This window comes from Actinacidiphila oryziradicis (genome assembly GCF_005047355.1).
In the GTDB taxonomy this organism is placed as follows: domain Bacteria; phylum Actinomycetota; class Actinomycetes; order Streptomycetales; family Streptomycetaceae; genus Actinacidiphila; species Actinacidiphila oryziradicis.
On sequence record NZ_SUMC01000082.1, the window covers coordinates 13,170 to 31,535 of the forward strand.

General features: G+C 70.3%; 18 protein-coding genes and 6 pseudogenes. 9 read left to right on the forward strand and 15 right to left on the reverse strand.

Features of this window, described 5'->3' with window-relative positions; translation table 11 throughout:
* Positions 1-528 precede the first annotated feature (528 nt).
* On the reverse strand, positions 529-1,041 hold the full coding sequence (locus FCI23_RS57260; RefSeq protein ID WP_211265698.1) for a winged helix-turn-helix transcriptional regulator: 513 nt from the start codon (positions 1,039-1,041) through the stop codon (positions 529-531).
* A gap of 824 nt (positions 1,042-1,865) precedes the next feature.
* Between FCI23_RS57260 and FCI23_RS42330 the strand changes: the two genes are divergently transcribed.
* A complete protein-coding gene (locus tag FCI23_RS42330) occupies positions 1,866-3,008 on the forward strand; it encodes an enoyl-CoA hydratase/isomerase family protein (RefSeq protein ID WP_211265699.1) in 1,143 nt (380 codons plus the stop codon).
* 25 nt (positions 3,009-3,033) lie between these two features.
* Here FCI23_RS42330 and FCI23_RS42335 read toward each other — a convergent pair whose 3' ends face one another.
* Positions 3,034-3,681, reverse strand: a complete 648-nt coding sequence (locus tag FCI23_RS42335) for a LuxR C-terminal-related transcriptional regulator (protein ID WP_136729389.1) — start codon at positions 3,679-3,681, stop codon at positions 3,034-3,036.
* Positions 3,669-4,913, reverse strand: coding sequence for a sensor histidine kinase (locus tag FCI23_RS42340; RefSeq protein ID WP_136729390.1), 1,245 nt, complete (start codon positions 4,911-4,913; stop codon positions 3,669-3,671). Before FCI23_RS42340 ends, FCI23_RS42335 begins: the two co-directional genes overlap by 13 nt.
* A gap of 197 nt (positions 4,914-5,110) precedes the next feature.
* On the opposite strand from FCI23_RS42340, the pseudogene FCI23_RS42345 reads away from it, so the two are divergent.
* Positions 5,111-5,308 (forward strand): annotated as a pseudogene (locus FCI23_RS42345) (transposase); the annotation flags it as partial.
* Between the two features lie 89 nt (positions 5,309-5,397).
* Here the strand turns inward: FCI23_RS42345 and FCI23_RS57265 are convergent.
* Both FCI23_RS57265 and FCI23_RS42355 read right to left on the reverse strand, forming a co-directional pair.
* Entirely contained in the window at positions 5,398-5,802 is a 405-nt protein-coding gene (locus FCI23_RS57265; RefSeq protein ID WP_169317197.1) for a hypothetical protein, read from the reverse strand.
* 362 nt (positions 5,803-6,164) lie between these two features.
* Positions 6,165-6,425 (reverse strand): helix-turn-helix domain-containing protein, encoded by a 261-nt coding sequence (locus tag FCI23_RS42355; protein ID WP_136729392.1) that lies wholly within the window; start codon positions 6,423-6,425, stop codon positions 6,165-6,167.
* Positions 6,426-6,495: 70 nt separating this feature from the next.
* Here FCI23_RS42355 and FCI23_RS42360 point away from each other — a divergent pair, with 70 nt between their 5' ends.
* On the forward strand, positions 6,496-6,915 hold the full coding sequence (locus FCI23_RS42360; protein WP_136729393.1) for a fumarylacetoacetate hydrolase family protein: 420 nt from the start codon (positions 6,496-6,498) through the stop codon (positions 6,913-6,915).
* A gap of 175 nt (positions 6,916-7,090) precedes the next feature.
* Here the strand turns inward: FCI23_RS42360 and FCI23_RS42365 are convergent.
* Both FCI23_RS42365 and FCI23_RS64165 read right to left on the reverse strand, forming a co-directional pair.
* Positions 7,091-7,252 (reverse strand): annotated as a pseudogene (locus FCI23_RS42365) (SDR family oxidoreductase); the annotation flags it as partial.
* On the reverse strand, positions 7,221-7,550 hold the full coding sequence (locus tag FCI23_RS64165; protein ID WP_407646107.1) for a TetR/AcrR family transcriptional regulator: 330 nt from the start codon (positions 7,548-7,550) through the stop codon (positions 7,221-7,223). The gene FCI23_RS64165 and the pseudogene FCI23_RS42365, both read right to left, overlap by 32 nt.
* A gap of 145 nt (positions 7,551-7,695) precedes the next feature.
* Between FCI23_RS64165 and FCI23_RS42375 the strand changes: the two genes are divergently transcribed.
* Positions 7,696-8,448, forward strand: a complete 753-nt coding sequence (locus FCI23_RS42375) for an SDR family NAD(P)-dependent oxidoreductase (RefSeq protein ID WP_136729395.1) — start codon at positions 7,696-7,698, stop codon at positions 8,446-8,448.
* Positions 8,449-8,546: 98 nt separating this feature from the next.
* On the forward strand, positions 8,547-8,873 hold the full coding sequence (locus FCI23_RS42380; protein ID WP_136729396.1) for a VOC family protein: 327 nt from the start codon (positions 8,547-8,549) through the stop codon (positions 8,871-8,873).
* 65 nt (positions 8,874-8,938) lie between these two features.
* Here FCI23_RS42380 and FCI23_RS58730 read toward each other — a convergent pair whose 3' ends face one another.
* On the reverse strand, positions 8,939-9,172 hold the full coding sequence (locus tag FCI23_RS58730; protein WP_211265700.1) for a hypothetical protein: 234 nt from the start codon (positions 9,170-9,172) through the stop codon (positions 8,939-8,941).
* 198 nt (positions 9,173-9,370) lie between these two features.
* On the opposite strand from FCI23_RS58730, the gene FCI23_RS42390 reads away from it, so the two are divergent.
* Positions 9,371-10,879 carry a carboxylesterase/lipase family protein gene (locus FCI23_RS42390; protein ID WP_136729397.1) on the forward strand — a complete coding sequence of 503 codons (1,509 nt, stop codon included), beginning with the start codon at positions 9,371-9,373 and terminating at the stop codon, positions 10,877-10,879.
* 630 nt (positions 10,880-11,509) lie between these two features.
* Here FCI23_RS42390 and FCI23_RS42400 read toward each other — a convergent pair.
* From FCI23_RS42400 to FCI23_RS42405, 3 genes are all read right to left on the reverse strand, one after another.
* Positions 11,510-12,139 carry a dihydrofolate reductase family protein gene (locus tag FCI23_RS42400; protein WP_136729398.1) on the reverse strand — a complete coding sequence of 210 codons (630 nt, stop codon included), beginning with the start codon at positions 12,137-12,139 and terminating at the stop codon, positions 11,510-11,512.
* A 179-nt stretch (positions 12,140-12,318) separates the two neighbouring features.
* The gene (locus FCI23_RS62700) at positions 12,319-12,453 is read right to left on the reverse strand and encodes a mycothiol transferase (RefSeq protein WP_265737814.1); all 135 of its coding nucleotides are present in this window, start codon (positions 12,451-12,453) and stop codon (positions 12,319-12,321) included.
* Positions 12,428-12,802 (reverse strand): mycothiol transferase, encoded by a 375-nt coding sequence (locus tag FCI23_RS42405; RefSeq protein WP_265737815.1) that lies wholly within the window; start codon positions 12,800-12,802, stop codon positions 12,428-12,430. The genes FCI23_RS62700 and FCI23_RS42405 overlap by 26 nt, the downstream gene beginning before the upstream one ends.
* Positions 12,803-13,171: 369 nt before the next feature.
* On the opposite strand from FCI23_RS42405, the pseudogene FCI23_RS42410 reads away from it, so the two are divergent.
* A pseudogene (locus FCI23_RS42410) lies at positions 13,172-13,603 on the forward strand (class I SAM-dependent methyltransferase); the annotation flags it as partial.
* Positions 13,603-14,040: pseudogene (locus tag FCI23_RS42415) on the forward strand (YciI family protein); the annotation flags it as partial. The pseudogenes FCI23_RS42410 and FCI23_RS42415, both read left to right, overlap by 1 nt.
* Before the next feature lie 379 nt (positions 14,041-14,419).
* On the opposite strand, the gene FCI23_RS42420 reads toward FCI23_RS42415, so the two are convergent.
* Together FCI23_RS42420 and FCI23_RS42425 are read right to left on the reverse strand one after the other, a co-directional pair.
* The gene (locus tag FCI23_RS42420) at positions 14,420-15,676 is read right to left on the reverse strand and encodes an RNA polymerase sigma factor (RefSeq protein ID WP_136729399.1); all 1,257 of its coding nucleotides are present in this window, start codon (positions 15,674-15,676) and stop codon (positions 14,420-14,422) included.
* Positions 15,673-16,041 (reverse strand): YciI family protein, encoded by a 369-nt coding sequence (locus FCI23_RS42425; protein ID WP_136729400.1) that lies wholly within the window; start codon positions 16,039-16,041, stop codon positions 15,673-15,675. The genes FCI23_RS42420 and FCI23_RS42425 overlap by 4 nt, the downstream gene beginning before the upstream one ends.
* A gap of 329 nt (positions 16,042-16,370) precedes the next feature.
* Here FCI23_RS42425 and FCI23_RS61080 point away from each other — a divergent pair.
* Positions 16,371-16,880: pseudogene (locus tag FCI23_RS61080) on the forward strand (MFS transporter); the annotation flags it as partial.
* A gap of 200 nt (positions 16,881-17,080) precedes the next feature.
* Here the strand turns inward: FCI23_RS61080 and FCI23_RS42435 are convergent.
* Together FCI23_RS42435 and FCI23_RS57275 are read right to left on the reverse strand one after the other, a co-directional pair.
* Positions 17,081-17,575 (reverse strand): annotated as a pseudogene (locus FCI23_RS42435) (DinB family protein); the annotation flags it as partial.
* Between the two features lie 372 nt (positions 17,576-17,947).
* Entirely contained in the window at positions 17,948-18,307 is a 360-nt protein-coding gene (locus tag FCI23_RS57275; protein ID WP_169317200.1) for a hypothetical protein, read from the reverse strand.
* Between the last annotated feature and the right edge of the window lie 59 nt (positions 18,308-18,366).

Genomic DNA, 18,366 nt, shown 5'->3' on the forward strand with positions numbered 1-18,366 from the left:
CCAGCTGGCTTGTGATTGAGCAGTCAGAAATAGCATAAGCGGCTGCCTTTTGCGATGCAAGTTACAGCTCGCGTTCGCCGACGGCGTGGGCGCGGCAGGTAGGGCTGCCTGGCGGCCGGTGAGGCCGCCGCAGAGGTTCTCAGCTTCGCCGGCCTCCGCGAGCGCGTCCTCAGCGCCTGCGGCGGCAGTACTCCGCCCAGCTGGCCGACCACACCGCCGGTGTACAGGGCGAGGAGAGTACGCCGCTCCAGCCATCGGCGGCGGAGCTGAACTCGAAGCCCGGCTCGATCCACAGGGAAGCCCGGACACACAGCGCAGGGGCCGGGTTGCGGCCGTCGGGATGCGGATCGAGGGGCGGAGTGCCCGGCGGTGGCGAGCTGGCCGGTGCCTCCGTCCAGGTCGAGCGAGACGCAGCAGCAAGTGGCGGACAAGTCGGTGTTGCGATGGACCAGCAGGCGATTGCTCCGGGGCCATGGGCATGGCGAAGCCTCCTTCGGCGTTGGGCCGGGCCGTCGCGCGATCGTTATGTCAGGGCGCGGGATCCGGTACAACGTCGGCCATCGCGAAGGGCTCGGGAGAGCGCCAGGGCCGCAGCCAGTTGATCTCGTTGCGCGGGGCCGGGCGCCCGCAGCGCTCGCAGAACTCGCCGTTGGTCAAGGCTTGGCCGCAGACGCTGTGGATCACGCGCATGGGGTCGACCGGTTCGGAGGGCCTGGTGTGACGGACGCCCCAGTTGGCCAGGGCGTTGAGCACCGGCAACATGTCAGCGCCCGCCGTGGTGAGGCGGTATTCGTGCCGGGTGCGGCCGCCGTCGCGGTAAGGCACCTTGGCCAGCAGGCCGGATTCCACAAGGCGCCCGAGGCGATTGGAGAGGATGTTGTCGGCTATGCCGAGCTCCGCGCGCAACTCATCGAAGCGCGACGTCCCGAGCATGGCGTTACGCATGATCAACAGCGTCCAGCGATCGCCCACCGTTTCGGCGGCCCGCCCGATGGGGCAAGGCACATCGCCGCGTTCCGTTCGTTGTCTGCTCACGTTCACCTTTGTTCGTAGCTGGCTTTCACGGAGAAAGTTTACCTCTGCGTGGCCCGGTCCGTCGCTGCGCCGGCCGATCGGGCTCCTCCGCGTCCATGCCGGTTCGCCGTCCCAGCGCCAGTCGCAGCGCGGATCAGCTCGAAAGCAGCCAGCCAGGAGGGGAGGCACGGTCCGAGGCCGGTTGGTTCGTGCCGCCGGACACCCTCGGACGGGCTCTCCATCATAGGGGCGGGGTGGTGCACCCCCGCCGAGCCCGGAGGACGTCGCCGTACCGGAGGCCATCAAGGTCTTCTGCCCGGAAGCCGGACGGGATCAGACCGCGTAGAGGGCCGAGTGGGCTCGGTGGTCGCCTCCGCGGTTGAGGATGCCTTACTGCGGAGCGCTCACTGTTGTCACCGACGGCGATCAGCGGGGCAGCGGCGGTATCCGGCCGTCGCGCGAGAAGGCGCAGCACGAAGAGGGCTGCGCCCGTGATTCACGCAGATTCGGGCCCGAGGTCACGAGCACGGCTTTCACCATCCGCCAGATCATGCCGGCGGCGAAGACCACGCTGCCGGAGGCCACCAGGTGGTCCGGGTCCCGGGTCTTGTGGGTCGAGGCTCAGAAAGCCGGATATTTTGGACTTGCAAAGTGAAAGTCACGGTTCTACGGTGTTGAACGTGGACGATGACTTTTAGTACGAAAGTCAGCGTGCGACCAGGAGAGGCCATGCCGCCGGTGTCTGCACAGGATGGAACACCCTGGGAAACGCCTGGGCAACCCACCGGTGCTGCATCACGTAATCACGTCGGCCCACCTCGTTGAGGAAGTGGGCAGGAGGGCAGGTAGGGATGTCTGCACAGAAGATGATCAGCGAGCCGACTGCGGGGGATGGCACCGTGCCGGCCGCCGAACCAGCGGTGGAGCGGCGGCTCGACGGCAAGGTGGCGGTGCTGACGATGCGTCACCGTCCGCACAACCTCCTCGACCCGGCGCTCAGCGGTTACATCATCGACGCCATGGCCTGGGCGGGGACCTCCGGCGCTCGCGCGGTGCTGCTCCGCAGCGGCCTGCGGCACTTCTCGGCCGGCGCGGACCTGGACCAGATGCTGGCGGCGGCTGACGAGGGCGAGGGCGTCATCGACTGGCCCCTACTGGAGACTCTGCGGGCCCTCGAGGACCTGCCGCTGCCCATCGTCGCCGCCGTGCACGGCATGTGCCTGGGCGGCGGCCTGGAATTGGCACTGGCCTGCGACCTGACCGTAGCCGGCGAGTCCGCCAAGATCGGCTGCGTGGAGGCCAGCGTTGGACTGCACCCGTTGATGGGCGCCATCCAGCGCATCGCCCAGCGCGCAGGTGTCGCCCGGGCCAAGGAAATGGCGATGCTCGGTCGCCGTTACGACGCCCGCACCCTGGAGCGCTGGGGTATCTTCAACCGGCGGCGGCTCACACTGCTCGGCACGGCCGGCGCGGTGCTGGTCATCGCAGCGGGCGCGGTGTCGGCTGTCACGATGTCGGCAGGTCGGCCTGGAGACACGGTGCAGGTGGAGGCGACCGGCGCCGATCGCCCGTGCCCGGCACAACTTGGGCCGTTGAACGCTTCGCAGCGCCCAGGAGCCGCCGACGCGATGGTTCCGGCCTCACCGGTCTCGGCCTGGGTCTGCCTCTACGAGCGGCCGTCGTCCCCGGCCCCGGGGAGAGCGGACGCCCCGGTACTCACCCGCTCTGGCCGCCTGTCGAGCGCGCAGGTGAGTGCCCTGGTCGCCTCGCTCGACGCCGCGCCGAAGGGCGCGATGCGGTGTGTCAGCAACGCGCACACGGTCACGGACGTGCGGTTCGCCTACCCGAGCGGGCCCGACGTCGAAGTCCGCATCGGAGTGGACAACTGCCGCAACGCCTCCAACGGCAGCCGGGACGCCAACGCCACCGCGGTCAGCGTCCCCGTGCCCCCGGACGCGGCGCAGCGTGGGCCGGCGCCGAGCCCGTCGCCGTGATGACGGCAGGCGTGCCCCCCGGGGTTCAGCCCCTGGACGCGCCCAGGAAGCGCAGCACGGCGAGCACCCGGCGGTGGTCCGCATCGGCCACCGGCAGGTCGAGTTTGGCGAAGATGTTGTTGATGTGCTTGGCCACCGCGCTCTCACTGACCGTCAGCGCCTCGGCGATGCCGGCGTTGGACCGGCCCTCCGCCATCAGGGCCAGCACCTCCCGCTCGCGCGGGGTCAGGGCGGCCAGGGGGTCGCCGCGGCGGAGCAGAAGTTGGGCGACGACCTGGGGGTCCAGCGCCGTTCCCCCCTCGGCCACCCGCCGTACCGCTGCTGCGAAGTCCTGGACATCGGCCACGCGTTGCTTGAGCAGGTAGCCCACTCCGCTCGTGTTGGTCGCCAACAGGTCAGCGGCGTACCGCTCCTCCACGTACTGCGAGAGCAGGACCACCGCCGTGCGCGGCCGGCCGCGGCGGATCACCGCGGCCGCCCGCACGCCCTCGTCGGTGAAGGTGGGCGGCATCCGGACGTCCACCAGAGCGAGTTCGGGCTGGTGCTCCTCGACGGCGGCCAACAGCGCTTCCGCATAGTTGACTTCCGCGACGACCTGGAAGCCGCCCATCTCCAGCACCTTGACCAGGCCGACCCGCAACAGCACCGAGTCCTTGGCGATCACCGCGCGCACGGCAGCTCCACCGTCACGGTCGTCGGTCCCCCGACGGGGCTGCTGAGCCGGAAGATGCCGTCGACGGAGCCCACCCGCTTGGCCAGCCCGCTCAACCCCGTACCACCGGAGGGGTCGGCGCCGCCCAGCCCGTCGTCGGTGACGTTCACCCGCAGGACCGTCCCGACCCGTCGGACCGTCACCTCGACCCGCGAGGCGCCGGCGTGCTTGGTCACGTTCGCCAGCGCCTCGGAGATCACGAAGTACGCAACCGACTCCACGGCGGGCGCCGCCCGTTCCGGCAGCTCGACCCGCAGGCGCACCGGCAGCGGAACTCGGGCGGCCAGTCCGGACAACGCCGCGTCCAGGCCCCGGTCTTCGAGCACCGCCGGGTGCAACCCGCGTACCAGATCGCCGAGTTCGGCGATCGCCGCCTTCGCCTCCAGGTGCGCTTCTGCCAGCACCTCACGGGCCTCGCCCGGCAGGTCGGGGCGGGTGGCCATGGCCAGTCCCAGGTTGACCGCCAGCGAGACCAGCCGCTGCTGGGTGCCGTCGTGCAGGTCGCGCTCGATCCGGCGGCGCTCGGCATCGACCGCCTCGATCAGGTCGGTGCGGCTGCCCGCCAGGTACGCGACCCGCTCCTGGAGCCGATCGGCCCGGCTGGGTCCGAGCAGCGCCGCGGCGGAGCGCGACTCCGCCCGGGCTACCACCCCGGCGAGCCAGGGCAGGAGGGACAGCAGAAAGAGGCCGAGCACGGTGTAGCACGGCATCAGCGTCGCCCAGCCGAACCAGTCGCGCCGCACCCCGACCGGCAGCGCCCACACCCAGCCGTACCCGGTGGCGCCCGCCAGACCCACCAGCGCCGCCACCAGCACCAATAGCTCCGACAAGGCCACCAGCGGGCCCAGCAGCAGGTGGTACCCGACCTGGCGCCAGGCGCGCGGCGAGGAGAGCCACCGCAGGGCCGTGGTCGGCGACCACCGCTGCGGCACGGGCGCCGAGCGACGGATGTCCACCCCGAGCAGCGCCCGGTGCCGGTACCGCTGAACCACCGTCAGCACCGGGACGCCGCTCAGGACCAGGGCGACAGACACCGGGAGCGCGAGCGCCCAGTTCCCCGTCCTGGCAGTGGTCGCCGCGCCCCAGGCCCACACGGGCACCAGCGCCAGGTGCACCGGGACACCCGTGGCCAGGAAGCCGGTGTCCCGCCCCGCCCGCCGTGCCAGGCGCCCCAACCGGGGTGGAATCGTCATGGCTCGACGTTAGAGCACCTCAACACGGGCCTGCCATGGATCTTGTATCCGCATCCATGGTGAACCCAGTACCACCACGCCGGGGCCGGGTCTCAGAGGACGTTAAGTCCCGTTTTTGACGGTTCGGTATCGCTCGATCGTGGGGTCAACTGTGGTTCCGGGGGGCCTGCTGGATCCCAGGTGGTGCCATAGTTGCCATGGGGCGACATGCGTGTCCGAGTGATCTGACGGATGATCAGTGGGCCTTGATCGAGCCCGTGATCACGTCGTGGAAGCAGGAGAGAGTGGCGCGGTCGGCGACCGGCGATGCGGGCTCGTGCGACCTGCGGGAGGTTGTGAACGCGCTGTTCTATCAGAACCGGACCGGCTGCCAGTGGCGCTACCTGCCCCATGACTGTCTTCAACGACTCTCCCGGACATGCCTTCCGTGCTCGTGAGCTGCACGAACTCCTCGAACTGCCCACCGACGAAGCCTCCGTGAACATCACCCGGAACCGACCCGGAACCGGGCGCCGGGCGTCTCCTGGATGCTCAGCAGGACACGTAGCCCGCGGTCCAGGCCGTAGGCGGTGCAGTACCCCAGCCCGTGGCGTTGAGCGTAGTCGTCGACCGCGGCCTTCAGCGCCGCTGCGACCTCGGGCGCCTCAATCTCGGCAAAGCCCCGCTCTTGACCGCGCCGCAGATCCCGGCCGGACGGAGGGAACAGGACAAGCTGCTGGTGTTCTGCTGGCACCAGCGGGGGCGGAGGCTGCGGGACCGGCTCGGGTCGACGCCGTGCCCCCTTCGGGTTCAGCAGTTGTAGGCGCCGTTCAGCATCCGCGAGGAACAGCTGCTGCCCGTGCCGATTCGCCCCTTCCAGGTCCAGTGCCTGCCGGCGGGGCCGGAGCATCTGAGCCTGCTTCATGCACAGCCGGCACGCGCCGCTCTCACCTAGGTGCAGGTCGCGCCCGCAGATCCGGCAGGGGCCGGTGGTCGGGTAGAGCCGACGCCAGCCACGGCACCCCACGCACATCCGGCCGTAGCGCCGAAGCATCCCCCAGGCGAAGCAGTCCGGGCAGGACGCCGGACGCTCGGCTGACGAACCGCGGTAACAGTCACGGCACTTGAACGCTGTCCAGTAGTCCTCGGTTGACCCGCACTGACGGCACGGCGGCGGGTCGCACGGCTTCGGGCGGCAGCGGTGGCAGTACTTCGCGCCGTAGCTGGACACAGGCCGCTGGCGGCACCCTGAGCAGGTCCTCGGCGGCGTCATCAGATCGGCGGAAGGGTCCGGCCACGGCCCAACCGCGGCACCACCGACGCGGACCCGGTGGCCGCCTGCGGCTCGACCTGTGGCCTCCTGGCCGCCGCCACCTCCGGTTCGTGCACCAGCAGGTCCGCCGTGGTGCACTGAAGCACCAGGCAGATGATGTCCAGGTCATCGAGCCGGACCGTTGTCGGTGTCCCCGTCCACAGCGCCGACATCTTGCCCGTGCTGATCTCCAGCCCGGCCTCCGCCAGACGCCGACGCATCTCGGTTGACTTCCAGATCCAGGTCAGAAGATGATGGGCCGAGCAGAAGGAACTCGCGGGAGTCCCGACAGTGGGCCTCGGCCCGGTCAAGGGCAAGGACACCGCCACGAGTCTCGGCCCCTGGCTGGTCACCCCGGACGAACTTGCCCCGCACGCCAAGGGCAAGGGCTTCGACCTGGAGATGACCGCAACGGTCAACGGCGAGCAGTACAGCACCGGCAACTGGTCCGCCATACACTGGTCCTTCGCACAGATGATCTGCTTCGCCTCCCGGGGCACCGAAGTGCGTACCGGCGATATCATCGGCTCCGGTACCGTGGGCACCGGCTGCATCCTGGAACTGGCCCGTGTCCATGGTGCCGAGCGGTACCCGTGGCTGCAGGCAGGCGACCAGGTTCGCCTGGAGGTCGAGGGCCTGGGCCATATCGAGACCACCCTCAAGCCGGGCGCCGCGGTCAACCCGCTCCAACCCGCAATCCCTTACCAGTAGCCCGCTCTGCACCGCCCCGGCACGTACCCCGACTGGCGGTCGAGCGGTACGAGGAGCTGTTCCGCGAGAACGCCGACTGCGACACGATCCAGCGAATCACCGACGGGAACGCGCCGAACAACGTCATCGACCTGGCACCCGGCGTCTCGACGGACGACATCGGCCGCCTTGCCTTTCAGCCCTGGCCGAGGTTGACACGCCCGTTGCGTTGAGCGGCGACAACACCGCCGTCGACGAGCAGATCGGTGCCAGTGATGAAGGTCGGGTGGGGGCCGGTCAGGAAGTCCGCCGCAGCGGCGATGTCCTCAGCGGTGCCCAGCCTGCCCGCTGCTGATTCGGAGATCATTACGCGCCGCACCGGGAGCGGCCTGCACCGGAGACAGGCCGGCGGTATGGACCGCATCCGGGCCGTCGAGCGCCCGGCGCACGGCCTCGATCAGCCCGGCGCAACGGTCGTCGAAGGTGCGCAGGAACAGCTGGTGCTTGTCGCCGAAGGCGCCGTAGAGGCTGCCCTTGCCCAGACCGGTGGCCGCGGCGATGTCATCCACCCTCGCCGCCGCGTGACCGGCCCACCAGAACTGGTCCCTGGCGGCGCGCAGGACCTCGCCTTCATCGAAGCTTCGGGATCGTGCCATGGCCTCACGATGCCTATTCTTGACGGCCTCGTCCAGAATCGACTACGTTCTGGACGAGGCGGTCAAGAAAAATCGACCGTCCGTCCCGTCGCGTAGCGGCTACGAGCAGCGCAAACGACATAGTCATCTCGAAAGGATGGGTGCCATGCGCCCCATGGACGGAAAGACGGCCCTGGTCACCGGTGCCTCCAGCGGTATCGGACGGGCGATCGCCAGGCGCTTCGCCGATGACGGCGCCCGCGTCTACCTGACCGGCCGCCGCAAGGACGAACTCGAAGCCGCGGCCAAGGACATCGGCCCCGACGCGGTCGCCGTGCAGTGCGACGTCTCGCAGGCCGCCGACCTCGACCGCCTCATGGACGTCATCCGCGGCGACGGACGGCAACTGGACGCCGTCGTGGCCAACGCCGGCCTGGGCGACGGATCCCTCCTCCAGGACGTCACGGAGGAGCAGATCGACTTCGTCTTCGGCGTGAACACCAAGGGCAGCCTGCTGACCGTGCAGAAGTCGCTGCCCCTGCTCGCTCAGCCCGCATCGGTGATCCTGCTCGGCTCCACCACCATCCACCAAGGCGCCGCCAGAATGGGCGTCTACGCCGCGTCCAAGGCAGCCGTGCGCAGTCTGGGCCGGACCTGGGCCGCGGAGCTGGCCCCGCGCGGCGTGCGCGTCAACGTCATCACGCCCGGCCCCATCGCCACACCCGCCATCGAACGCCTGGCCGACAGGCTCGGCCAGAGCATTGACGACTTCCACGGAGCGCTCGCCTCACAGCTACCGCTGCAGCGCATGGGCCGCCCCGAGGAGGTCGCGGCGCTGGCCGCGTTCCTTGCCGGCCCGGAGAGCTCGTTCATCACCGGCGCCGAGCACTTCGCCGACGGCGGACAGATCCAGGTCTGACCAACCGCGAGGAGGCGCCGCCCGCCCCGCCCCGCGGTGAGCCTGATGGCACCGCGAAATTACGAAAGAGAAGTGGCGTGAGCAGTAATATTCGAGCGATGATCGCGAACGTCGAAGTCGAGAGCCTTGAGGCTGCCCTTCCCTTCTATCGTGAATTGGCTGGGGACGTCGAAGTCAGGCGATTCCCCTACCGCGATCTGGAGTTGGCATTGGTGGGGCCGTTTCTGCTGTACTCCGGCCCGCTGGAAAAGTACGTGTCACAGACGGCGACCGTCATCGTCGACTCTTTGCACCCCGTGCTCGACGCCCTGAACAAGGCAGGCGCCGAGGTACTGGAAGCACCGAACGACGTACCCAACGGCACGAGGATCGTGGCTCGCCACCCGGACGGCTCCGTCTTCGAGTACATGCAGCCACCCACATGAAGTCCAACACCATGGTTTTGGGTGAACCGAGGCGCCCCAGTTCGTAACACGGAGGGTCTTCGGCCTCAAGGGGTCAGGTGGTATGTGGCGAGCGCGGTCTGGACGTTCTTCTCGCGGCGCTGGTGCCCCTTATCGGATACGCCCTGTACGTCGACCGCCCACCAGGAGCTGGCCAGCCAGCTCCAAGCCCTCCGCCGGGCGGAGTGCCACAAGATCTTCCAGGAGCAGATCAGCACCCGGGGCAAGGTCCGCCCCGAGCTGATCGACGGCTGCCTCGCCGAGACCGGACTGATCATCACGCCAGAGATGATCACCAAGCCCGAGCCCGCCAATTCAACCCGAGTACCCGTTCTGATCCACAACGAACAGCGCCACCGCACACTTCACCGCTCACCCTCGACCGACGCCGAGCCAACCGCGCTTCTGACCGAGGTCGCGAGCCCGATTCAACTTGACACCTGTCAAACCAGAAGGCACCAATCGATCGGAAGAATTCCATGAGATCCGCAGAACCGGAAGTCCGTGCCGCCGCTGGAATGGTACGCGGGCGCGAAGAGGACGGCGTAGCCGTCTTCCGCGGCATACCTTTCGCGCAGGCGCCCGTGGGCGGATTGCGTTTTGCCGCGCCCCGGCCGGTGCGCCACTGGGAAGGGGTACGCGAAGCTGCCGCTTTCGGCCCGCCGCCCCCGCAGTCCGCCGCGATGGGCGGGCGGGGTGCACCCTCACCGGAGGTCACGGACACCGACTGGCTGACGGTCAACGTCTGGTCGCCCGGCAGTGTCCCGGACCGGCTGCCAGTGATGGTGTGGGTCTACGGCGGCGCCTACATGACGGGCCAGGGGGGTGACGCCACGTACGACGGCGCGGTGCTCGCCCGGCACGGGGTGGTCGTGGTGACCTTCAACTACCGTGTCGGCATGGAGGGTTTCGCGCAGATCGAGGGCGCCCCGGCCAATCGCGGCCTGCTCGACCAGGTCGCCGCGCTCACATGGGTGAGGGACAACATCGCGGCCTTCGGCGGTGACCCCGGTCGCGTCACCGTCTTCGGTGAGTCCGCCGGCGCCGGCTGCGTCGCCTCGCTCCTGGCCATGCCGCGTGCCGCCGGGCTCTTCCAGCGGGCCATCGCGCAGAGCGTGCCCGGAACCTTCTTCTCCGCGGAGCTGGCCGCCGACATCGCCGGGGCCGCCGCCGCCGAGCTGGGGCTGCGCGCGACGGTGGCCGACCTCGCCGGCGTCGAGCCGGGGCGGCTGGTCGGCGCGGGGGACGCGGTCTCGGCCAAGATGGCCCAGCACGACCGGTGGGGCGCGGTCGCGCACACCCCGATGCCGTTCTCACCGGTGGTCGACGGGGAGGTGCTGCCGCAGGCGCCCTGGCAGGCGCTGGCCGCGGGCTCAGCGCGGAATGTCGAGCTGATCGTCGGTCACAACCGGGATGAGTACCGGCTGTTCCTGGCTCTTTCGGGGCAGTCCGGCCAGATCACCGACGAGCAGGCCGCCACCGCCCTGCGGGCCTTCGCTCCCGGCGCGGACGGGCCCGGCACCTACCGGGCGGCCTACCCCGGCGCCGGTGCGAGCGAGCTGTATGAACGCGTCCAGACCGACTGGCTCTTCGCCGCCCCCTCGCAGCGGCTCGCCCAGGCTCACGTGCAGGGCGGCGGCCGGGCCCATCTCTACGAGCTGACCTGGTCCTCCCCCGCCATGGACGGTGCCCTCGGCTCCTGCCACGTCCTCGATGTCCCGCTCGTCTTCGGCAACTTCAGTGCCGGTATGGCCTTGCTGCTCATGGGCGACACGCCCCCGCCGGAGGCGGCAGCCCTGTCGGGGCGGATGCGCACCGCCTGGACATCCTTCGCCGCCGACGGCGACCCGGGCTGGCCCGCGTACGACAACGAGCACCGGCTCACCCGAATCTGGGACGCGGAGCCGTCCGTCAGGGCCTATCCGGAGGAGGCCGCCCGGCTCATCTGGCGCGACCACGAGTTCAGCGCTCTGCCGCTGCTGGCCTGATCGCGGCCCACAGCGAGGCGGCCCGGAACTGTCGCGGTGGCCAGGTCCTGTAGTCCCCGGTGGGTGAGTTGGCGGACGGCGAGGGAGCGGGCGCTGCTGACGACGGCGGGGTCGGTGGGCAGGTCCCAGGAGACCACCTGCCCGGGCTGAGGACACGGGTCCGGGCCAGGAGCACGGTGACGTCGTCGGAGGGTACGCGGGTCGGCAGCGTGTCGAGCACGGCCGAGCAGAGGTCTTCCACCGGGAGGCCGGGTTGCGCCAGGACGGTGGCCAGGCCCGTGGCGCACATCAGCTTCAAGCAAACCCTCGCCGCCGCCCGACGCTCCATCGGCGCGGGCTTTCCCCCCTCGGCAGCTGGTCGCCAAGGTCCGTGACGTCAAGGCCGACCTGGTCCGCGAGGCCGTCAAGCCCCGCCCCCGACGCGCCGCACCCCGCGCCACCAAGCGCAGCGGCACCGGATACCGCGTGCTGCGGCCCGACGAGCCGGCCACCGTCCGCGTCGTCCACACCGTCACCCTCCAGCTCTTCCCGCCCGAACAGCGACCCGCCGCCCCGAACAGTCCAATCCCCGCCCAACGGCGCGGAGCGGCACAAGCAGTCGTCGCGGAGGCGGCCACTGTCACCAGCCGTCTAATACTCCAGCCGTAGATCGTTATCCTCCGAGGCCGGCTCCGGTCGGGGGTGGGGTCGATAGATGGCGATGATGACGCCCGTGGCCGTTGTGGTCGCGTCGGCGAGAGTGAACGTGATTGGGCCGAAGCCATTGGTGAACAGGCGGCGTCCGGCGCCCAGGACGAGTGGGTGGATGCAGAGCAGGTACTCGTCGATGAGGCCGAGCGGGGAAAGGGACTGGATCAACGCGCCGCTCCCCATGATGTGCAGGTCGTTGCCCGGGGTCCTTTTGAGTTCGGCGACCGCTGCGGGGATGTCGCCGCTGAGCAGGGTGGAGTTGGGCCACGGCAGGGGCTCGGTCAGGGTGTTGGACACGACGTACTTGGGGGCGTTGTTGAGGGCGTCGCGGAACGGGTTGTCCGGGGTGTTGTTCCAGTGGCCCAGGACGTCCTGGTAGGTGCGGCGGCCCAGGAGGTACCCGCTGCTGGCGGTCAGCCGCCGGCCCCATGCCCTCGTGATGGCGTCGTCCCCGGCCCGTTCAGCGGCCCAGCCGCCGTGAGCGAACCCGTCGCGGGTGTCCTCATCGGAGCGGCCGGGTCCTTGCATGACGCCGTCCAGCGTGACGTGATTGATGACGACGATCCTCATGGCACTCCTGTCCATCGACGCGACGGGACTGTGTGGGTACGTTCGGGCCGAACGCCTCGTGGTCTATGACCGCGGACCGTGCGGAAACTCATCGGCCGACGCCGATGGCTCCGGCAGCCGGCAGTCCCTCTGTGCCATGTCGTGGAGAGGCTGAATGGCGATCGTGATGAACAGCCGTACTAGCGCGGACCGAGACCGGTTCGGCCGTCGAGGAGTTCGCGCGCAGCGTCGAGGTGGCCGAGATGCCGGGCGGTCTTCTCGATCATGTGCAGCACGATCCCGCGCAGATCAGAAACCTCGCCCTCGCGGGTCACCACCGTGACACCCCACCGGCTTCGCGTCCAGCGGCGTGGCGGCCAGCACGGCATTGCCTCGTTCGCACTGCTCCCCGTAGAAGGCGAAAACCTCCGCCACCGGATGCGCCGAAGTCATCCGATCCTCGTCGTCATCAGGCCACGGCACCTCGACGGCGGTCCCGCTGAACATAGTTTGGAACCAGTAGCGCTCGGCATAGCCCAGATGTTTGATCAGGCCGAGCGGTGTCCAGCCCGAAGCCAGGACCGGGGTCCGCAGCTGCTCGTCGGTGAGCCCGTCGAGGATCGCCAGCGCGCTAGCGCGCTGCGCGTCGAGGTAATGCTGCAGCGCAACGGCCTCTGCGGTCATGGTGCGGGTGGGTGCCACGGTCATCCTCTCGTGCGGCGCGGTGAGGGCTCGCACTCTACTGCCGCCGCAAGATCTTCTGGATTCCCCACCGACCCGGCCTGAGCACGCGGTGCCCGCCCACACCGCCGCGCCCGACATCACGAAGTCCGACTGTCGTACTAAACCATCGACGTTGACCCATGCCCCGATCCCTATTGAGTCGGTCGTTCTTGACCCGGCGTCTGGTGATGCTCGACTTCTTGCCCGACGCGCGGGCCACGGCGTGGGAGTGCCGGCCCGCGGTACGGCTGGGGCGCCGTCCCCACGCGGAGATCACCGGGACGGTGGCCGGGTCGAGCCCGTCCTGCGGCCGTCTGCCAGAATCGCCGCATGGCTGAGCACGACACCGACCGCGGCTACCTGCTGGACAACCGGCAGTCGGAGGCGGGTATCCGTTTCGGTGCCCTCGCCGAGCTGTTCGACCCGGTGACGTTCCGGCACGTCGACCGGCTCGGGATCGGTGCCGGCATGCGGTGCTGGGAGGTCGGCGCCGGCGGTCCCTCCGTACCCCTCGGGCTGGCCGAACGAGTCGCCCCGAGGGGTACGGTGATCGCCACCGACATCGACGTGTCCTGGACCCGGGACATCGCCGGCGGCGTGATCGAGGTGCTGTCCCACGACGTGGCGGCCGACCCGCCGCCGCCCGGCGGCTTCGACCTCGTGCACGCCCGGCTGGTCCTGGTGCACGTCACCGACCGCACCGAGGCACTGCGCAGGATGGTCCAGGTGCTGCGGCCCGGCGGCTGGCTGCTCCTGGAGGACGGGGCCCGACCCTCGCCAGCGACGGCGACACACCCACCGGAAGCGTGCACATCGTGGACCTGCCCGATCCCGTCGCCGCCCGCGCGTTCGCCTTCGACGAGCCGAACTACCAGGCCGGCGTCTACCGGGACGTGCTGCTGCGACGGTGGCGGAACACGCTGGGGCGCACCATGTGGGACTTCCCCGGCGGCCGGACCGGCGGCAACCGGTACCTGGTGCTCGGCCTCGGCACGGGGCAGACCGCCGACCTCGCGGTGCCGCCCGACCGGAACGAGCTGATCGCCTACGGGCCACTGCTGTCCGACAACGGCGCCACCTGGCTGGGCACGGCTGCGTTGGTCCGGGCGCCGGACCCGGACACGGCACGCGCCATCCTGACCCCGGACCGGTACGCCGACATCGAGGTGCACAACTGGCAGTTCGGCGGGCGGCCGTGATGACTGAGGACGTCCCGGCCGGCGTTACCGCCGAAGCCCTTCGGATCGCCCAGCATCCTCGTGTTTCACCCAAACCCACGGATGCATCGACCTGACGCACACCGGTGGACCCGTGGGTTCGCACTGAAGGACCTTCGGTTTCTCAGAACCCACGGGGATCACGGCCCTGTTCTCCTATAGCTGCCGCTACCCGACGGGTAACACTGCGTAGCCGATTGAGCGCTGAGGATTGATCACGGTAGGCGCGTACACGGGAAGCGTTACAGACGCTACCTGCGGGAACGTCACGTTGATCTTTGTGTATCGAACGATTGTTTCCGGACGTTCGAGCCCTCGGGGCAGCTCGGTGGCAGTCCCGACCGGGGTGGCGCGGGAAGGGTCAGCCGGAGGCGGGACGTGGCGCCAGTCGGGCGGCGCGGGTTTCCAGGTAGCGGCGCTCGGTCAGGCTGGTGGTGCCGCGGGCGGCGCGGTGGTAGTACTCCCGGGCCGCCGGATGGTCGCCGGCCATCTCCAGCAGGTGTGCGCGGACCGCGTGCAGCCGGTGGTGGTCGGTGATCCGGTCGTCCGCGGCCAGCTCGTCCAGCAGGGCCAGGCCGGCCCGCGGTCCGTCGATCATGGCGACCGCCACCGCCCGGTTCAGGCTGGCCATCGGGTTCGGCGAGAGCCGCTCCAGGATCTTGTACAGCGTGTTGATCTGACGCCAGTCGGTCTCGCCGGTGCTGGGCGCCTCGTCGTGCAGCGCGGCGACGGCGGCCTGCAACTGGTAGGGGCCGAGTGTCGAGCGGGTCATCGCGTCGGTGACCAGCACGACGCCCTCGGCGATGCGACCGCGGTCCCAGCGCGAGCGGTCCTGCTCGTCGAGCGGGATCAGTTCGCCGTGCGGGCCGGTGCGAGCGGCCCGGCGGGCGTCGGTGAGCAGCATCAGGGCCAGCAGGCCGGCCACCGCGCCGTCGTCCGGCAGCAGCCGGTGCAGCAGGCGGGTCAGCCGGATCGCCTCGGCGGCCAGGTCGTCGCGCCGCAGCCGGTCGCCGGAGCTGGCGGTGTAGCCCTCGTTGAAGATCACGTACAGCACGTGCAGCACGACCCGCAGTCGCTCCACCCGATCCTGCCCGACCGGCATGGTGAACTCGCTGCCGGCGGCCTTGATCCGCTGCTTGGCCCGGCTGATCCGGGCCGCCATGGTCGGTTCCGGCACGAAGTAGGCGCGGGCGATCTCCGCGGTGGTCAGGCCGCCGACCGCGCGCAGCGTCAGCGCGACCTGCGAGGCCGGGCTCAGCGCCGGGTGGCAGCACAGGAACAGCAGGGTCAGCGTGTCGTCCCGGTTGGCCGGGGTGTCCTCGCCGGGGCCGGGCGACGTCCGATCCGGCTCCCGGGCGGCCACCGCGTCCTCGCGCCGGCGCCGGGCCTGTTCGCTGCGAATCTGGTCGACCAGGCGGCGGCCGGCGACCGTGGTCAGCCAGCCGTGCGGGTTGTCCGGGACACCCTCGGTCGGCCAGCGTGTCGCCGCGGCGAGCAGCGCCTCCTGCACGGCGTCCTCGCTCAGGTCGAACTGCCCGTACCGGCGCACCAGCGCGCCGAGAGCCTGCGGCGCGAGCGCGCGCAGCAGGCCCTCGACGGTGGCGCGGTCGGCCCTCACGCGGTCGGGCCGCCGGAGAAGATCACCTGGCGGACCTCGATGCCCAGGCCGTTGAACCGGGCGTCCGGGATCATCGCGGCCAGCTCCAGCGCGCGGTCCCTGCTCGCGACCTCGACCAGGTAGTAGCCGCCCAGGAACTCCTTGGCCTCCAGGTAGGGGCCGTCGGTGACGACCGGCACACCGTCGCGGACGCGGACCACCGAGCTCTGGGACGGGTCGGCCAGCGCCTCGGTGCCGATCATCTCGCCGGACTCGCGGATCGTCTTCATGAATGTGCCGTGGCCGTTCATGATCTCCTGGCGCTCGTCCTCGGTCAGTTCCTCCATGATGGCCGGGTTGATGTGCATGATCAGCAGGAACTTCATGTCCAACTCCTCACTGTCTCGGCGCCCGGTCGGACTCCGTCATCGGGTGGTCGTCGCGGGCCGACCGCCCTTGACATGCCGGCGACGGGTTGGCCAGATCAGATGATTCTGCCGGTACGGGTCAAGATCCGTCGATCGGCTCCGACCTCACGGTGACGATCCACCCGGAGGAGGTTGCCCCATGAGCACGACGACGACCGAGACGGCGCCGGCCGTGGACCGCGCCGGGCAGCGGCCCTGGCTCGGCCTGGCCCTGCTGGCGCTGCCCCGGGATCAAGCGGCTGGCCGTGCCCGAAGGCGGCGGCCCGGCGCTGCCGGTGGCCGCGATCGTGGTCGGCGCCGGCGTCGGCGCGCTGTTCGTCCGGCGGCAACTGCGCCTGGCCACGCCGCTGCTGGACCTGAGGCTGTTCCGGAACCCGACCTTCACCGCGGTGCTGTGCGCGCTGGTGCTGGCCGGCGTCGCGATGGCCGGCACCGCGCTGCTGGGCACCCAGTTCCTGCAGAGCGTGCTCGACCTGTCGCCGACCACAGCGGCGCTGTGGGTCGCGCCGATGGGGCTGGGCGTGGGGCTGGGCACGATCCTGGCACCGACGCTGGGCCGGAGGCTGCCGCTGGCCGCCGCGATCGCGGTCGGGCTGGCCGGCCCGGTGCTGGGCTGTCTGCTGATCACACAGGTCGGCGCCGGCGGCGGGCCGCTGCCATTGGCGGTCGGGGTGGCGGTGCTGGCCCTGGGAACCGGTCCGCTGTTCGCGCTCGGCACCGGCGTGGTCGTGGGCGCGGTACCGGCGGAGCGGGCCGGCTCGGCCGCGTCGATGTCGGAGACCAGCAACTTCTTCGGCGCGTCGCTGGGCATGGCGCTGCTCGGCGCGGCCGGCGCCGGCCTCTACCGGCAGCGGATGGCCGGCCCGGTGGCGGACGCGACATCGGCCGGGCTGCCCGCGGGCGCGGCGCGCCCGGCCCGAGAGACGCTGGCCGGCGCGGTCGGCGCGGCGCACCGGCTTCCCGACCGGGCCGCGGCCGACCTGCTGCGCGCGGCGCACGACGCGGCGGCGGAGGGGGTGAAGTCGACCAGCAGCTTCGGCTCCTGCCGCCGTTCGCCGAAGGTCCACTCACATTGGCCCGCGAAGCAGAAGTGCAGGTGCCCCAGCCGCCACGCGATGGTGGTGACCGGCGCCTCGTCGGGCTCCGGCGGGCCGGTGTGGCCGAGGATCTGCTCGACCCGCTCGACGCTCACGCTCCAGTCGTCGGCGATCTTGGCGACTTTCATGCCGCCGGCGGCCTGCCGGGCGACCTCGGCGTACTCGTTTGCCGGGATCTGCGGTTCGCCCTGGTCGAGCACCCACTCGCCCAGCCCGAACGCCCTGGGCGTCGTCGCCTCGCCCCGGCGCCGGATCGACCAGCAACCGGGCACCTGCTCCCACAGGTACTCCTCGTCGCCGAGCCCCGTCAGCCGCACCTGGGCCATCTCCCTGGCGCGGTCGAACTGGTCGAGCAGCAAGCCCAAACGGTCGGTCCGCACGCCCTCAGTCTCCATGCCTGTCTTTCTTCGCGGTCGCGGCTCGTACTCGCTGCGTTCAGAGGGAAGCTAACGGCTCACGCTGCCCGTCCTGCCGGCAACTCAACATCGTGCGGGAAGAGGACTTCGTCTGCGTCTTCTGCGATTCGGCATTGCCCGAGAAGTGGAACGTCGACGAGTGCGGGCGATAGTGCCGCATCAGGCAACCTTTGCCCTGTTGCGATGTGACGCGCCGCTCGGATTCCGTCCTGGGCGGCTTGCGGCCGTCAGGCTGTGACACGGGGAAGTGGTCACGGAAGATGTCCCACGCGTTCGGGGTGGGGCGCCCTCCCGGGTCACGGAGAGCGCCCCGGGCTTTCGGCTCACGACCCGGCCGTCACTGCGCGCGTGTCAGCGGTCGTGGTGCCCTCGGTGGTTGTGCTCGTCCCACCGGTGCTCGTCTCCACCGTGGTGGTCGTCCCACCTGCCGTGGTCGTCGTTCCACCGGTGCTCGTCCCGACCATGGTCGTCGTTCCACCGGTGCTCGTCCCGACCGCGGTCGTCGTTCCACCGGTGCTCGTCCCGACCATGGTCGTCGTTCCACCGGTGCTCGTCCCGACCGCGGTCGTCGTCCCCACCCCGGTGCCAACCATCGTGGTCGTGCGAGGCGTACGCGGATACGCCCTGCGTGGTGGCGCTGGCGGCTCCAGCACCACCCAGCATCACGGCGGCTGCCGCGCCGACCGCGGCAGCGAAGCGGAAAACACGCATAACTATCTCCTGTCACAGCAGACGCACGGAGCGCCTGCACGGATTGGACGGGGCAACCG

Coding starts and splice junctions, on each gene's coding strand:
- FCI23_RS42340 (WP_136729390.1), bottom strand. CDS start 4,913: ATGACGATTCCACCCCGGTTGGGGCGCCTGGCACGGCGGGCGGGGCGG.
- FCI23_RS42375 (WP_136729395.1), top strand. CDS start 7,696: ATGCGCCCCATGGACGGAAAGACGGCCCTGGTCACCGGTGCCTCCAGC.
- FCI23_RS42405 (WP_265737815.1), bottom strand. CDS start 12,802: ATGACCGCAGAGGCCGTTGCGCTGCAGCATTACCTCGACGCGCAGCGC.
- FCI23_RS42400 (WP_136729398.1), bottom strand. CDS start 12,139: ATGAGGATCGTCGTCATCAATCACGTCACGCTGGACGGCGTCATGCAA.
- FCI23_RS42390 (WP_136729397.1), top strand. CDS start 9,371: ATGAGATCCGCAGAACCGGAAGTCCGTGCCGCCGCTGGAATGGTACGC.
- FCI23_RS42330 (WP_211265699.1), top strand. CDS start 1,866: ATGTCTGCACAGAAGATGATCAGCGAGCCGACTGCGGGGGATGGCACC.
- FCI23_RS42425 (WP_136729400.1), bottom strand. CDS start 16,041: ATGAAGTTCCTGCTGATCATGCACATCAACCCGGCCATCATGGAGGAA.
- FCI23_RS57265 (WP_169317197.1), bottom strand. CDS start 5,802: ATGCTCCGGCCCCGCCGGCAGGCACTGGACCTGGAAGGGGCGAATCGG.
- FCI23_RS42380 (WP_136729396.1), top strand. CDS start 8,547: ATGATCGCGAACGTCGAAGTCGAGAGCCTTGAGGCTGCCCTTCCCTTC.
- FCI23_RS57275 (WP_169317200.1), bottom strand. CDS start 18,307: ATGCGTGTTTTCCGCTTCGCTGCCGCGGTCGGCGCGGCAGCCGCCGTG.
- FCI23_RS64165 (WP_407646107.1), bottom strand. CDS start 7,550: ATGGCACGATCCCGAAGCTTCGATGAAGGCGAGGTCCTGCGCGCCGCC.
- FCI23_RS42355 (WP_136729392.1), bottom strand. CDS start 6,425: ATGCGTCGGCGTCTGGCGGAGGCCGGGCTGGAGATCAGCACGGGCAAG.